Source organism: Marinovum sp. 2_MG-2023, assembly GCF_030548265.1.
GTDB lineage: Bacteria > Pseudomonadota > Alphaproteobacteria > Rhodobacterales > Rhodobacteraceae > Marinovum.
In genome coordinates, this window is sequence record NZ_JAUOSD010000017.1 from 88,428 (window position 1) to 103,792 (window position 15,365).

Sequence of the window (15,365 nt, forward strand, 5' to 3'; positions counted from 1 at the left end):
GGCTCTTTAACTTACTCTTGCATTTTCACGTTTGGTGCCAGTTCGTTTCTGCTCCAGATCAGCATATGCAGCGGGCTTGTCCAAAAGACCAACAAGCGCAGAAATCTGGCGGGCCAGCATTTCCCACAGCGATTCCAGATGCGCAGAGCGGATGTGGATCCGGTAGTTGTTCGGCTTCTCGTGTTGATAAAGTAATATGCCGAACCCGTGCCATAGCCGCGAGACTGAGGGAGAGGGCAGGTTGCTGTCAAATTCCGTTCCGGTCGCGATCACCCGCTCTGCGTTTGGTCCCAAAAGGGAGATCACGCAATAGGCCGCTGTCATGTCCGAAACGGCAACGTTGTGTTTGTCGTTCCAGCCATCGGTCAAAGCGGGACCATTAACAACGACGATGCGGTCACGCCTTTGGCGGACCGCGTAGGTGTCTCCGGTTGCAATATCCGGCCCACTTCCGGCTGCGGTATCAAGGCCGCATGCCGAAAGGCAATCATTGAAGGCACCACTAATGACGGTCTGCTGCTGCAGCTTGATAACCTGGGCCTGAACCCCCTGACCAAAGAGCGGCGCGCGCCCGTCACCCTGAAGGGGGGGCCATCTGTTTCGATCGTCACGCATCTATTCGTGTTCCTTCTTGGTCAAATGCACAGGAGGATTCCACCGTGGCCTGCCACGATTTTCCCATATGCCAAACAGTTACTGTTTGTCCGACGGCGTCCATTCCGCCGCTCATCAATGCGAGCGCCACAGGTTTGCCAATCGCCGGGCTGTCATGGCTGGTCGTGACATAACCAAGGGACTTTTTCTTGCCTTTGGCATCCGCAACAATATGAGCGCCAACCGGCAATGGGGCATGACCCGCGTCAACGCCCAGACCCACCAGTTGCTTGCGGTCGCTTCGATTGGCGTTTTCTGTGTGCAGGCTACGGTCGCCAACAAATGCCGCTGATTTCTTGAGGCGCGGCGCAGCGAAGCCAAGATCGTGTGGCATGGTTTCCCCGTCGGTATCTTTACCAACAAGGATATACCCTTTTTCGGCCCGAAGGATGGTCAGCGCCTCCGCCCCGACAGGACCGGCACCGAGTGGCTTGCCGATGCGGATGGTTTGTTTCCAAAGCGCCGCGACGAGCGTGCTGCGAACGGATACTTCGTAACTTGTATCCCCTGTAAAGCTTACACGCGCTACGCGTGCTTCCTGGCCCTGAAATGTGCCGAATTTCAACGACATATGCGGAAAATCATCCAGTGTTTCCAGAACCCCCAATTCGGTTACGATCTGCTTTGCCTTGGGGCCTGCCACGGTGACCGTTGACCAGTTTTGCGTGGCGTCATGGATATGGACACGGTCAGGATCAAAGCTGTCTTGTCGCCAGTTTTCCAGATGCGCCATAACCGCATCCGCATGAGAGGACGAACAGGAAATGATGAACCTTGTGTCATCGACACAGGCCATAACCCCGTCATCAAAAACCAATCCCGATTCCGTCAGCATGAACCCATAGCGGATACGCCCGGATTTCAGGTTCGACATCGTATTGTAATAGACGAAATTGACGAAAGCGCGGGCATCCGGCCCGATGACTTCGATTGTGCCAAGGGCGGAACCATCCATGATCGCGGCAGCGTCGCGTGCTGTTTTGTGCTCGCGGGCAACGGCGGTTGCCTCGTCCGGACCGCCATACCACGCGGGGCGCAGCCAGCCGCCGTATTCGCCCAATGCAGCGTCAAGCGCGCGGTGTTCGGGTTCCAGGGCCAACCGTTTCAGCGGTGCCAGCTGGCGATTGCGCTTGGCACCACAATAGGCCTCAAGCGGCACCGGCACAAAGGGCGGGCGGAATGTGGTTGTTCCGACTTCGGGAATGGACTGACCCTTCAGTTCGGCCATCGCTGAAAGGCCCGCAATATTTGAGGTCTTGCCCTGATCGCCCGCCATGCCAAGGGTCGTGTAGCGTTTGAGATGCTCGACCGAGACCATGTTTTCGCGGTGCGCCAGCGTGATGTCCTTGAGGGTCACATCATGTTGGAAATCGACCCACTGGCGTTTGGAGCCGAATGCCTCCGGTAGCATGGCCGGTATGTCATAGGCCGCGCGCGGCGGGGCGGGTGTATCCAATGCGGCGCTTTGGGCTTCTTCCAGTGTGGCGGTCAGATCAAATGTACCGTTGGCGGCACCGATCACCTGCATCCAATCAGGGCCAGTGGAGGGCACAAAGGTCTGTCGCCCCGCGTCCCAGTCCAGCTTGCCCCCTGCATGACGCCACAGGTGGATGACCGGCGTCAGACCGGCAGAGGCAAGGATGGTATCGCAGCTGTGCAACTGCCCGTTCAGCCGAAGGCCTTTGAGGGTTTTGGAGCCGATGGCCTCAGCCTTTTTGCCCGACGCATCCAGCAAGGTGACATTGGCCCCGGCATCGCCCAAGACGTTTGAGAGCGTCTCGGCCTCTGGTCGGTTTGTCAGAACTGCGATTTCCTTGCCAACCAGAACGCCATATCGGGCAAGATACTCTGCGCCCGCTTCCAACGACATAACGCCGGGGCGGTCGTTGTTGGCAAAGGTCACAGGCCGGTCTATGGCCCCTGTCGCAAGAATCAACTTTCGCGGGCGCAGCTTGCGCACGACGGGCGCGGTGCCAAGGCCGCGTTCCGTCACCACAGAAACCGCATTGTGATCGTAAATACCGGTGGCTGTCGTGTTCGCCAGAACCCGGCCTCCTGCTTTTTGGATCGCGTTTAACTTCTCTGCAACCCACTCATCCGCGGGTTGCCCGAGCGTTTCGCCGTTGCGGTAAACACTGCCGCCGAAATCTGCGTGGTCGTCGATCAGCAGAACGGATTGTCCGGCTTCGGACGCGGCCGATGCTGCTGCCAGACCGGCGACACCGCCGCCGACCACAAGCGTTTCGCAAGTATCGTGCATGATCAGCGACTGGAAATTCTCCTGCACCTCGTCGCTGAGCGTGCCAAGACCGGCCAGTTTGCGGATCGCGGGTTCAAACAGGTGCCAGTTGGGCCACATGAACATCTTGTAGTAGAAACCTGCGGGCAAAAACCGCTGTGCCAGATCAAGCACGCCTTTCACATCATTCTGTGCCGTTGGCCATGCGTTGACAGAGCGCACCCGCATCCCTTCTGCAAGGCGGGTTGTGGTCGCCTGACAGTTGGGAAAGGACACATCGCCCACGCGGATATCAACAATCGCGTTGGGATCATCAAACCATGCGCCCCAAACGCTGCGGGGGCGGTGATATTTGAAACTGCGGCCAAGGATACGCACCCCTGACGCCAGCAGCGCCGAGGCAACCGTGTCGCCTTCGAAACCGGTGTAGGATTGACCATCGTAGCTGAAAGAAATCGCCTTGCTGCGATCGACAAGCCCAGTGCGGGTGATGCGCCGTCCGCTCATGCGTTTTCCTTTCTCATCTGGGTTGTGTCCAGGACTTCCATGGTCGCGGTGTCGCGGGTCATGACGAAGTATTCCTGACAGGTCGTGTGCACCCAGATTTCGCTGGATGCGCCTTTGGGGTTCTCTGCAAGAAAGAGGTAGTCCGCCCAGTCACCATCGCTGATGTCCTTCGTCGTGTCGGGGCGGGTTTTTCCGGCTTCGCCCGCGAAATGGAATTCGCGTTCGTCGCGCGGGCCGCAAAAGGGGCAAGGAAATATTTGCATTCTTGTCTCTTTGTCAGTGGGCGATGCCGGAACCGGCAGCCTCATCAATCAGTTGGCCGCGCCGGAACCGGTCGGGATCGAAGGGGCGGCTGATGTCGTGGTGGGCACCATTGGCCAGCAAATGCGCAAACAGATAGCCGCCTGCGGGAATCGCCTTGAACCCGCCGGTTCCCCAGCCGCAGTTGACGAAAATGCCGTCGGTGCCCGATGGGCCGATCAGCGGAGAGCTATCGGGGCTGACATCCACAATCCCGGCCCAGTGGCGCAGGAGTTTGACCTTGGCGAGGGCAGGGGCCATGTCGATGATGCCCCCAAGCACGGCCTCTTGAACCGGCGTGTTGCCCCGCTGTGCATAAGAAGGGATACGGTCCAGCCCGCCACCGATCACCAGCCCGCCTTTGTCGGATTGGCTAAAGTAGCTTCCTGTCATCGGCGAGAAAGCAACCGTATCCATCACCGGCTTGATCGCTTCGGTGACGAAGGCTTGCAGCGCATAGGATTCCAGCGGCAGTTTGTATCCGCCCATCTGTGCCAGAACGGAAGAATGCCCCGCTGTTGCGACACCGACGCGCCCTGCGCGGATCACCCCCTGGGTTGTTTCCACGCCTTTGCATTGCCCGCCTTCGATGACAAAACCCGTGACCTCGCAGTTCTGGATAATATCAACGCCATAACGATCTGCAGCACGGGCATAACCCCATGCGACCGCATCGTGGCGCCCTGTGCCGCCGCGCCCTTGCCAGATGGCACCGTGGATCGGATAGCGCGCATCGTCACGATAGTTCAGGATCGGTGCTTTCTTTTTGACATCCTTAATGTCCAAAAGTTCCGCATCCGCACCATTCAGCTTCATGGCATTCACGGTTCTGGCGGCAATCTCCATCTCCGCTTCGGAATGGGACAGCACCATCATCCCGCGCTGCGAGAACATCACATTGTAGTTGATGTCGCGCGACAGGCCTTCATACAGCCGCACGGATAAATCATAGAGATCGGTGCTTTCGGGATAGAAGTAGTTTGAGCGGATAACAGTGGTATTGCGCCCTGTGTTCCCGCCGCCAAGCCATCCTTTTTCAATGACGGCAACGCGTTTCACCCCGTGGTTTTTGGCGAGGTAATAGGCGGTGGCCAACCCATGCCCGCCACCGCCGACGATCACCACGTCATACTCGGCTTTCGGGGTCGGGCTGCGCCAGAGCGGTGCCCAGCCCGTATGCCCCTTAAGACCTTCTTTCAGAACGCTGAATGCTGAAAAGTGTCGTGTCATCAGTTCCTCTATCTATTAGCCGAGCAACAGGTCGGGGAGCCACAGCGCCACACCGGGCACGAAGGTGGTCAAGGCAAGCGTTGGCAGCCATGCGAAGATGATAAAGATCATGGTCGGGCCAAGCATTTTCTGCACCGGCGCACCGGTTACCCGCGCACCAAGAAACAACAGGGGCGCAGTGGGGGGCGTGATGTTCCCCATCCCAAGGTTCACCCCGAGGATCGCCGCGAAATGGATAGGGTCCACGCCCACGCTTTTGGCAATAGGCAACAGCAATGTCGCACTCAGGATCAATCCGCTGAAGTCATCCATGATCATACCGATCAGGATCATGGTCAGGTTGATCATCAACAACACCACAATCGGGTTTTTCGAAATTGAGAAAATCAGTTCTTCTGCCAGTCCGGGGATGTCTTCAAAGATAAGAAAACGGCTGACGATCAGCACCATAAAGATCATCACCATGACCACACCGATGGTCACGGATGACTCTTTGAGAGTTTCCATAAAGATCTTCCAGTTCAGCCCTTTGTAGACAAAGAACCCGATCGGGATGGCATAGATAACCGCGACACCGGCGGCTTCTGTTGGCGTCATGATCCCGCCATAGATGCCGCCCAGAATAATGATCGGCATCATAAGCGCAGGAAAGGCCACAAGGGTTTTCTTGCTGAAGGCTTTGACGAATTGTTCCTGATGCACCGGCAGGATGATCCCTGTCTGTTTACGCATCATGATGAGATTGATTACAACCAGAAGCGACGCCACGATAATGCCGGGCACAACGGTTGCCAGGAAACATTTCAGCACGGATTGCTGGGTGAGCCATGCATAGATCAGCTGCGCCGAACTGGGTGGAATAAGTAGGCCGAGGGGGCTTGCTGCTACCAAAAGCGCGGCCGAAAATCCTTCGGGGTAATTTGCGCGGCGAAGATGCGGCATCATTACTGCGCCGATACAGGTCAACGTGGCAGCGCCACTGCCTGAAATCGCACCGAACATCGCACTGGCAACAACAGAGGCCCCCGAAAGGCCCCCGCGAATACGACCCAGCAGCATTTCGGCAAGATCAACAATTGGCGCGGCAATGCGGCCGTTCTTCATGATGTCGCCCGCAAGGATAAACAGCGGGATCACGAGGATCACAACCGTGTTCAGCTTCCAATGGCCCGTTGGCAGGAAACCGGACACATCATGACCGCCCGTATAGGCCAGAAATATCAGCACCCCGCCAAAGGCCAGCGGCACGGAAATGCCTGCAAAAAGCAGCACACAGACCAGCACGACAGATAAAGCGATAATCATAGATCGGCCTCCCTTTGGATGCGCTGTTCTTCGGCGTTTGCCTCAAGCTGTTTGGCAAAGGCATCAACGCCGAGTTTCAGTAGCACGTAGAGGTGAAGCGCGCTGTAGAGCGCCATGAACACAAGGCCCATGAAAATACCCAGACGCGGGACAAAGAAGGGAATGCGCAGTGCAATTGTGGTCTGCCATTGCGGGTAGGACACGATTTCATCCCGCAGCATCAGAACGCCCCAGTAGACAAGGAAGATTGTGATAACCAGCTCGATCGCCGTCAGAATGACCCGCCGCAACCAGATCGTGCGCGGGTTCTTGAACCACTCTTCGAGGATATCCGCCTTGATCTGGGTGTCGTCGTAAGTGCCAATGGCGCTTCCTAGAAAGAACAGCCAAAAACACATGGGCAGCAACCATTCCTCATAAGCGAACAGATCGCTTTCCAGAATGTAGCGAAAAACAACAACCAAGAAAAAGGTCAGCGCCAGAATGAAGGTCGACAAGATCAGAAAGGCTGATTTGATCTTCAACAGGCTTTTTACGGTTGCCCCGACCTTTGGGGGCAGATGATCGGCAAGTTGTATCACGGGGTCCGCTCCGGAATGGGTGAAGCAGGCCGGGGAGCATGGCCTGCTTCACAAGGCTTCAGTTGGCGGTCAAACGATCAAGAATGTCCTGCCCGACGACGTCGGCCACATTGGGCCAAACTGTTGCCTGAATATGCGCTTTGATGGCGTCACGCTCTTCCTGGGAAAACTCGACGATTTCCCAATCAGCTTCTTTCAGTTGATCCATAAAGCCCTGGCTGCGTTCCCATGCCAGTTTACTGATTTCAGCAGCGGCTTCGGTGGTTTCTTTATCAACCACTGCGCGCTGTTCTTCTGTCAGCCCGTCGTAGAATTTCTTGTTGGCATAGATCATCGTGCTTTCGATGAAGGCGTTGTAGGGTACATATGTGTTGCCGACCCCGCTAGCCGCAAAGGTGGTGTACGCCCATTCGGGTGTGCAGCAGATCGCGCCGTCAATGGTGCCTGCCTGTACGGCAGGAAAGACTTCTGCCCAGTTGAGCGTTGTCACATTATAGCCAAGCTCTTCCATCGTCTGCTTTGCGATTTGCGAAGACCATGCGCGGACATTCATGCCCTGGCTGCCAATCTTTGTCGGGTCCGCCGGACGTTGGGTTGCGATCATCCCGATCAACCCTTCGCCAATGGTTCCGAGCGGCTGGATGCCAAAGGATGTCAGGATTTCGCCCAGAATTTTGTTATATTCGGAATTCTGATCGCCATAGACGGCATCAAGCTCTTCTTTGGTGGTGACCATGAAGGGCAGGCTGTTGATTTCCAGTCGGGCATCCTTTTGCGCATAGACGGTTGCGTGAACCATCTGCACTTCGCCCCGGATGGCGCTTTCGAGCAATTCTTCGCCAGAGCCAAGCTGGCCGGCGGGGAAATATTTGACGTCAAGGCCAACGCCCGCGTCTTCGATGTCCTTTGCCATCTGTTCAAGCACTGCGTTGCCAAAATGCTCTGCGGGAACGGTGCCGGCGATGCGCAGGCGTGTGTCGGCTGCTGCTGCGGATGCCAGCAAGGCGGCTGTGGTGGTTAGCATGGTGATACGGGACGTGAATGACATGTATCTGATCCTCCTGTTGGTTTTTTGCTTTGATCTTTTGGCGCGCCTTTTACATAGGTATGCCTATGGTCAAGAATAGGATCCCATTTGCTCAACTGGCAAGGAATTGTTTGCGCAATGGCGATTTATAGCGGGAGAGGCGCGGAAAACTTAGGCAAGCGCGTTTCCCATGATTGGCTAAGGCATTGATTTTGCGACAGCCCGCGCGCGCGATGGTCGTTTTTCACAGGGGCTATGAGATTTCCCGGTTCGCGGGTTCGGGCTGGCCTACCGTGCCGGTTTCTTCCATCTTCAGCCAAAGAAGACAGCATGCCAAAAAGAGAATCGGAGGCGCGAAATGAGGCGCTATTGCCGGTGCAGGAAGACGTTGCGGCAGAGGAAAAGCGGAAGTTGAACGCTCATCCAAGGTCCGTCGCGTTGGTGTTCTGGTTCTTGGAAGAAAGGCAGTCGAGCCCTGGAAACAGAAAAGGCAGGTTACGATCAGTAACCTGCCTTTTCTGTAGCGCTATCCCCTCAGGGACAGCACAGTTAACTTCTGTGCTTACAGTACTAGCAATGAAACGTTCAAAGCCACGACAGCGATCGTCAAGGAAATCAGAACAGAAGCTTGAGCGGCGATTTTCAGGTTGTTGGTCATTGCAGTGTTCCCAAGATTCAAGTTGTTGCGTTAGCCGCCACATAGGAGAGGCCTGTTTGAATGAGAACTTCAAAATTGGCAGGGCAGCCATGCATTCACGGCATGGGTTAATCGGACCAAGCGCTGCCCTGTTTCCGCAGTTCGACGCGGAGGTGTTCAAGAAATTGAGTGGCCACCTTGGACAGAGGTTTGTCTTGGGGAGTCAGTACTCCAATTTGATATTGCACCGCTGGCTTGAACGGCCTCACCACCAGCCCGTCTGTAAAACCTTGACTGTTGACCGGGTCAATCAGAGCGACGGCACTGCCCGATCTTACATATTCAATCAAGGACGAAAAATATTGGGCCTCAAACGTCACATTCCAAACGGCTTGTGCGGCGGTAAAGGCCTGTCGCAGCTGGTAGGTTGTCATATGATCGCGGAACAACGCGGCGAAGGGTGCCCCGTCTAGCAATTCGGGTGTCAAAACCTCATGGGTCGCAAGCGGGTGATCCTTGGCAAGGACGCAGCGACATTCATAGGAGAATGTTTCTGCATCGACTCCGACGAACTGAGAGGGGCGTTCGGCGATTGCAATGTCGAACAGCTGGCTGGGTAGCTGTTCGATCACAATGTGGGAGCTGCGTGACAACAGCCGGACTTTGATGTCCTCGCGGGTTTTGAGGAAGCGACCGATAATCTTTGGAAGTAGCCGGATCGAAACGCCAGGGAAGGCGGAAATCGTCAGGTGCCCACGTTCGCCATGGCGCAATCTGAGCGCGGCCTCGTTGGTGCGCACGACTGCTTCCAGCAACCGCTGTGCATCTTCGTTGAAAATCAACGCCTCTGGTGTGGGCTGGAGGCGGCCGGATTTTCGCAGGAACAGTTTAAAGCCGAGCCGGTGTTCCAGAGTCGCGATGGTGTTGCTGACGGCAGGTTGAGAAATGCCAAGCATCTGCGATGCCCGGGTCATGGTTCCCGCCGTCATGATCGCCTGAAAACATTCAATCTCTCGGATCTGCATGGCCCCACGCTATAACTAAGTCTTATAGAGACAAGAAGTAAAATTATTGGAAATGATGTAATTTCTTCTCGTACCCTGATCTGGAATCAAAAAAAGATCGCCAAGGGGACCTTCATGAAGAAATATCTGACAGCTGGTGCAGTTTCTGCCTTGATGTCATTGGGCGCGACAGCGTCCGTGCAAGCGGAAACCAAATTCATCACAATCGGAACCGGCGGCCCTACAGGGGTCTATTTCGTCGCCGGTAACGCGATTTGTCGCATGATCCATAAAGAAGCTGCCGAGGGTCGCAAAGAAGGCCGGCAGCATGGCTATCGCTGTGCGGCCCCGTCCAGCAACGGGTCTACCTATAACCTGGCCCAGATTTCGCAGGGCGAATTTGAATTCGGCGTCTCACAATCTGACTGGCAGCACTTTGCGGTCAAAGGTGAGTCCGACAAAGTCGTAAACGACGAAGGTTTCAGAGCCGTGTTTTCCGTTCACCCCGAACCTTTCCAACTGATTGTTGCTGCAGATTCCGGCATCAATTCCTGGATGGATCTGGAAGGTAAGCGGCTGAATATCGGCAATCCCGGTTCAGGCCAGCGTGGCACCACAGAGCTGCTGATGCAGCGGTATGGCACCGACAAGGACTTCTTTGGGCTGGTGACTGAGATGACCTCTTCCGAGCATGCCAATGCGCTTTGCGACGGCAATATTGATGCTTTCACTTATGTTGTGGGTGTTCCCAACTCTGGTGTGGCAGTCGCAACCGAAGGGTGCGGTGCGCAGATCGTCAGTCTGGACACAGAGGTGGAACAAGCATTGATCGACGAGCGCCCGTTCTATGCAAAGACGGAAATTCCGGCAGGTGTTTATTCATCGCAGAAAGGCGATGTGACCACGTTTGGGGGCTACGCCACGATCGTCAGCCATGAAGATGTCGACCCCGAAGTGGTCTATGAAGTGGTGCGTGCGGTGTTTGAAAACCTGGATGATTTTCGCGGCCTTCACCCTGCCTTTGCCAACCTCACACCGGAAAGCATGATCCATAACGGGAACTCCGCACCTCTTCATGAAGGGGCAGCACGGTACTACCGCGAAAAAGGCTGGATCGAGTAGCGACGTCTCTCCGTTGCGAGATACAGGCTGGCCTCTGCCCGATTGGGCAGGGGCATTTCCCTTAACGTCCGGAAACCCCCATGACCCAGAAAACACTGCAACAGGCCGCCGTAGATGAGGCGCTGAAAGTAGAGCAGCAAAACTATTTTGGTCCCTGGCCAAAGACGTTCATCGCCTTTGCTGCACTTTGGTCGCTTTATCAGCTCTGGGTTGCGTCACCGCTGCCCTATACGTTGGGTTGGGGTATTTTCGTCGATCTCCCTGCCCGAGGCATCCATCTTGCATTCGGATTATTCCTTTGTTTTCTGCTATTCCCCACCAAATTTGAAGAAGATAGTCCCGGTAAATCGTGGATCAGTTTGGTACTGGCAGGTATCGCTGCGGCAAGCGCGCTTTACGTGTATTTTGGATATGACGGAATTGTTCTTCGCGCGGGCATATTACTGAGCATTGATTTTCTGGGTTTCAGCATCCCGATCGAGGTTCTGATATCTGCCGTCGGGATGGGATTGCTGCTGGAAGCGACGCGTCGTGGTGTCGGGCTGCCGCTGGTGATCGTGTGTGGCGTGTTCATGATTTACGCGCTGTTCGGTCCTTATATGCCGGACATTATTTCGCATCGCGGGGTCTCGGTTTCGCGCCTTGTCGGGTACAATTGGCTGACAAGTGAAGCGGTCTTTGGCATCCCGATCGCCGTGTCCCTGAGCTATGTGTTTCTTTTCGTTTTGTTTGGCGCGTTCATGGATACCGCCGGCGCGGGCAAGTTTTTTCTGGATTTGTCTTTCGCGGCTGTTGGTAAATATCGTGGCGGTCCCGCGAAAGCGGCAATTCTGGCATCTGGCATGACGGGCATGATTTCCGGCTCCTCCATCGCCAACACAGTGACCACGGGGGCCTTTACGATTCCGGTGATGAAGAAAACCGGTTTTCCCGGCGATAAGGCAGGGGCCATCGAAGTATCGGCCTCAATCAACGGTCAGCTGATGCCACCAATCATGGGGGCCTCGGCCTTCATCATCGCGGAATTTATCGGCATTTCTTATTATGATGTGATCGTTCACGCGATGATACCGGCCGTCATTGCCTATCTTTCCCTGTTTTACATCTCGCATCTTGAAAGCCTGAAAATGGGCTTGGTCGGCCTGCCCAAAGCGGACCTTCCCGCGATGGGAAAAACGATGCGGGAAGGGGCCTATTTCCTTATTCCCATTGGCCTGCTGGTCTATCTATTGCTGGTCAAACGCTGGAGCCCGGGCAGCGCGGTTTTCTGGTCCATCATGATGATGGCCGGGATCATCGTGGCCCAGCAGATCATTCTGGCGCGCCAACACGGGTTGTCGGTGTTCAAAGGGATCCGCTCCGGCGCGATCATTGTATTCTATTCTCTGGTGGCAGGGGCCAAATCCATGACAGGCGTCACGGCGGCAGTCGGGGCCGCGGGCATTATCGTGGGGATCGTGTCGTCAACCGGCTTGAACAACGCCATGCTGGGCATCGTCGAAGCGCTGAGCCAGGGGAACATCTATATCCTGCTGGGTCTGGTCGCCGTGGTCAGCATTGTCCTCGGGATGGGTCTGCCAACGACGGCAAACTACATCGTCGTCGCCTCGTTGATGGCTGGCGTCATGGTCGAGCTTGGCAATGCTTCGGGCCTCGTCCTGCCGTTGATCGCCGTGCATCTTTACGTCTTTTATTTCGGGCTGATGGCTGACGCAACGCCACCGGTCTGCCTTGCAGCTTTTGCTGCCTCTGCCATATCCGGCGCCGACCCGATGAAAACCGGGGTGCAGTCTTTCAAATACGCGATCCGCACGGCGATCCTGCCTGTTGTGTTCATTTTCAACCCTGAACTGCTGCTTGTCGGGGTCGAAAGCGTCTGGCACGCGATCCTTGTTTTTGTGGTGTCGCTAATAGCGATCTTCGCGTTTTCATCGCTCACCCTGCAATGGATGTTCGTGCGCCTGAAACTGGTTGAGGCATTGTTGCTGGTCTTTGTTGTGGTCAGCCTGTTCCGCCCGGGTTTTGTGCTGGACCGGTTTAGTCCGGCCTATAGTGACGCGCCGTTGGAACAGGTGTTTGCCCAGGGGACACCGGTTTATGCAGGTCAAAAGATCCGCCTCTATGTCACGCGCGAAACCGAATACGGGGACCGCTACAAGTTGTTTACGGCTACCGCGGCTGAATCTTCGGACAATCTGTTACAGGCGACGGGCCTGAGCCTGAGCGTTGAGGAAGACGGACGCTTCAGCGTCTCTGACCTCTCGTTCAACGGGCCTGCAGAAAAGTTGGGTATCACATGGGGAGATTACGTCACCGCAGTCGGTTTGGAACAATCCGGCCGGATGCCAAAAGAGATTATCTATATCTTCGGTCTACTGGCCTATCTTGCAACCATTGTGATGCAGCGCCGCCGATTGAAAACCAATGAACATCAGCTGGTAGGGGCCTGAAAATGACGATAACTCAGATTGATGCGACCACTCGGGAGAGGATCGAGATATGGTTGGGCCAGCACCGCGAGGAGGTTCTGGACCTTGCCCTAAGTTTGGTGCGGATCAAAAGCCCCCAGCCCGAAGGCGACGTGCGCGGTGTTGCGGATGCCATCGAAGCCTTTGCGGCTACGATTTCCGGTGTGGAAATTGAACGGCATATTTCCGAAGAACCGATTCACAATCTTGTTTTGCGTTTGCCGGGCAATGCGCCGGGCAAGCGGCTGATTTTCAACGGCCATATGGATACGTTTCCCGTTGGCGACCTGACGGGATGGACACGCAAACCCGAAGGCGAAGTTGTGGATGACAAAGCCTTTGGTCTGGGCATTTCCGACATGAAAGGGGGCATCGCGGCAAGCCTTTTGGCCCTGAAATGCATGGCAGAAACTGGCGCGGATTTTGCCGGTGAAATTGTCTGTACTTTTGCAGGGGATGAGGAATCCATGGGCCTCAGGGGCACCCAATTCCTTCTTGATACCGTCCCTCATGCAAAGGGGGACGCAATGATTTGCGGCGATGTCGGATCGCCCGATGTATTGCGTTTCGGTGAAAAGGGAATGGTCTGGGCCAAGGTCACGGCAACCGGAAAATCAACACATGCCGCGCATGTCCACAAAGGGGACAGCGCCATTGAAAAGCTCACCACCGTGATGGACGCGATGAAGTCCCTGCGGGAGTTTCCGACCGACGACAGCAGCAACAATGTGATCCCGTTCATCGACCGCTGGTCTGAAAAATCCGAAGCGATCTCGGGGGAGGGCGAAACCCGGGTTCTTAAGAGCGTGACCGTGACGTTCGGCACATTCACGGGCGGACGGTTGCCAAACCTTGTGGCGGATCGTGCGGAATTTACATGCGATGTCCGCCTGCCCATCGGCGTGAGCGTCGCTGACATCGAAGCGCAGATGCAACGTATTTGCGCAGAAGTTGATGGTGTCACGCTTGAAATAACCCGCCGGTTCGAAGCAACCTGGACTGCGCCGGATCATCCGGTCATTGAAACATTGCGGGCAAATTGCACCAGGATTTTGGGGCAGGAACCTGCGGTGACGATGCGGGTAGGGGCCTCTGATGCGCGATTGTATCGCTATGCGGATGTGCCTACCGTGGTCTGCGGGCTAACGCCGTATAATCTGGGGGCACCGGACGAACACATCATGATCAAAGAACTTCACACGCTGGTCGATATATTTGCGTTTTCAGCCTACGACTTTTTGACCCAGAATGTTTGACCTGACAGTTATTGCCGTCGCGGCATTTTTCGCAGGCGTATTGAATGCGGTGGCAGGGGGCGGCAGTTTCTTGACCTTTCCGGCATTGGTCTTTGTCGGGGTTCCGCCAATCGCGGCGAATGCCACCAGCACGGTTGCGGTCTTTCCCGGGTATCTCAGTGGCGCGCTTGGCTTCCTGCCGGAAATCAAAACCATCGACAGAAGGGAGCTCGCGTATTTTCTGGGGCTTTCAATTGTCGGAGGCATTGCCGGCGCGTTGCTCCTGTTGGTTACCCCGTCAGAGATTTTTAGCTTTGTTGTGCCGTGGCTGTTGCTTTTTGCTACGGTGCTCTTTGCATTTGACCAAAAGATACGCAGCTGGATGCGCCCCGAAAGGGGGCGTTCAACAATCGGGAAAACCGCCGCTACGCTGGCTGTGACAACCTATGGCGGGTATTTTAACGGCGGGTTGGGAATTGTCCTGTTGGCCCTGTTTTCGGGGCTGGGGTTTCGCGACATCAATTTGATGAACGGGCTCAAGAACGCGCTATCGTTTATTTTGTCTGCGGCATCGGTTGTGACCTTCCTGCTGGCGGGGATCGTGTTCCTGAAACATGCGGTCATCATGATGTTGGCGGCAACCATCGGCGGATATGTGGGTGCGCGGATCGCGCGGAAAATGTCGGTGGCGCTGATCCGGAAAATCGTCATCGTTATCGGACTCGGGATGACGGTAGCCTTCTGGCTGCAAGGATAAAGCGTAGTTTCGCCAAGTTTCACCGGCATCAACGGCAAAGCAGCTCAGTTCTGGTGCCTGCTCCAGGACACTCTGGACCAGCAAAGATCGTGTACGAAATATGACACAAAACCAATCAAAGTCCCGACGAACGCAATTCCCCCGCCTGCCGTTAAAGAGCCGGGAAAGAACCAGCCGACAAGCGACATCAAACCGAAACCGGTGATCTGCCAAGTGATGGCATTCAGCGCTGACCTGCCCCCTGCTGGTCCCTCATTCATAATGAGAGTCTGCAGGTTGAATCTGGGTATTCGGCTTCC

At 55.7% G+C, this 15,365-nt stretch carries 13 protein-coding genes; 4 read left to right on the plus strand and 9 right to left on the minus strand.

Annotated elements, in window-relative coordinates; genetic code table 11:
- Positions 1 to 6: 6 nt before the first annotated feature.
- The 8 genes from Q4577_RS17665 to Q4577_RS17700 form a co-directional block, all read right to left on the minus strand.
- On the minus strand, positions 7 to 615 hold the full coding sequence (locus Q4577_RS17665; protein WP_303471233.1) for a hypothetical protein: 609 nt from the start codon (positions 613 to 615) through the stop codon (positions 7 to 9).
- The gene (locus tag Q4577_RS17670; protein WP_303471236.1) at positions 608 to 3,400 is read right to left on the minus strand and encodes a 2Fe-2S iron-sulfur cluster-binding protein; all 2,793 of its coding nucleotides are present in this window, start codon (positions 3,398 to 3,400) and stop codon (positions 608 to 610) included. The genes Q4577_RS17665 and Q4577_RS17670 overlap by 8 nt, the downstream gene beginning before the upstream one ends.
- Positions 3,397 to 3,663 (minus strand): sarcosine oxidase subunit delta, encoded by a 267-nt coding sequence (locus tag Q4577_RS17675; RefSeq protein WP_303471238.1) that lies wholly within the window; start codon positions 3,661 to 3,663, stop codon positions 3,397 to 3,399. The genes Q4577_RS17670 and Q4577_RS17675 overlap by 4 nt, the downstream gene beginning before the upstream one ends.
- 13 nt (positions 3,664 to 3,676) lie before the next feature.
- On the minus strand, positions 3,677 to 4,930 hold the full coding sequence (locus Q4577_RS17680) for a sarcosine oxidase subunit beta family protein (protein ID WP_303471240.1): 1,254 nt from the start codon (positions 4,928 to 4,930) through the stop codon (positions 3,677 to 3,679).
- Between the two features lie 15 nt (positions 4,931 to 4,945).
- Complete coding sequence (locus Q4577_RS17685) at positions 4,946 to 6,235, minus strand: TRAP transporter large permease (RefSeq protein ID WP_303471243.1); 1,290 nt, start codon at positions 6,233 to 6,235, stop codon at positions 4,946 to 4,948.
- Positions 6,232 to 6,816: a TRAP transporter small permease gene (locus Q4577_RS17690; protein ID WP_303471245.1), complete on the minus strand. Its 585-nt coding sequence runs from the start codon at positions 6,814 to 6,816 to the stop codon at positions 6,232 to 6,234. The genes Q4577_RS17685 and Q4577_RS17690 overlap by 4 nt, the downstream gene beginning before the upstream one ends.
- A 58-nt stretch (positions 6,817 to 6,874) precedes the next feature.
- Complete coding sequence (dctP, locus tag Q4577_RS17695) at positions 6,875 to 7,864, minus strand: TRAP transporter substrate-binding protein DctP (protein WP_303471248.1); 990 nt, start codon at positions 7,862 to 7,864, stop codon at positions 6,875 to 6,877.
- Positions 7,865 to 8,608: 744 nt separating this feature from the next.
- A complete protein-coding gene (locus Q4577_RS17700; RefSeq protein WP_303471251.1) occupies positions 8,609 to 9,505 on the minus strand; it encodes a LysR family transcriptional regulator in 897 nt (298 codons plus the stop codon).
- A 114-nt stretch (positions 9,506 to 9,619) separates the two neighbouring features.
- On the opposite strand from Q4577_RS17700, the gene Q4577_RS17705 reads away from it, so the two are divergent.
- The 4 genes from Q4577_RS17705 (at position 9,620) to Q4577_RS17720 (ending at position 15,066) form a co-directional block, all read left to right on the plus strand.
- Positions 9,620 to 10,606, plus strand: coding sequence for a TAXI family TRAP transporter solute-binding subunit (locus Q4577_RS17705; RefSeq protein WP_303471253.1), 987 nt, complete (start codon positions 9,620 to 9,622; stop codon positions 10,604 to 10,606).
- 80 nt (positions 10,607 to 10,686) lie between these two features.
- On the plus strand, positions 10,687 to 13,056 hold the full coding sequence (locus tag Q4577_RS17710; protein WP_303471255.1) for a TRAP transporter fused permease subunit: 2,370 nt from the start codon (positions 10,687 to 10,689) through the stop codon (positions 13,054 to 13,056).
- A 2-nt stretch (positions 13,057 to 13,058) separates the two neighbouring features.
- Positions 13,059 to 14,330, plus strand: a complete 1,272-nt coding sequence (locus tag Q4577_RS17715) for a M20/M25/M40 family metallo-hydrolase (protein WP_303471258.1) — start codon at positions 13,059 to 13,061, stop codon at positions 14,328 to 14,330.
- Positions 14,323 to 15,066 (plus strand): sulfite exporter TauE/SafE family protein, encoded by a 744-nt coding sequence (locus Q4577_RS17720; RefSeq protein ID WP_303471261.1) that lies wholly within the window; start codon positions 14,323 to 14,325, stop codon positions 15,064 to 15,066. The genes Q4577_RS17715 and Q4577_RS17720 overlap by 8 nt, the downstream gene beginning before the upstream one ends.
- Before the next feature lie 44 nt (positions 15,067 to 15,110).
- Here the strand turns inward: Q4577_RS17720 and Q4577_RS17725 are convergent.
- Positions 15,111 to 15,365 (minus strand): DUF2061 domain-containing protein (locus tag Q4577_RS17725; RefSeq protein ID WP_303471264.1); only part of this gene is annotated, 255 nt, incomplete at its 5' end.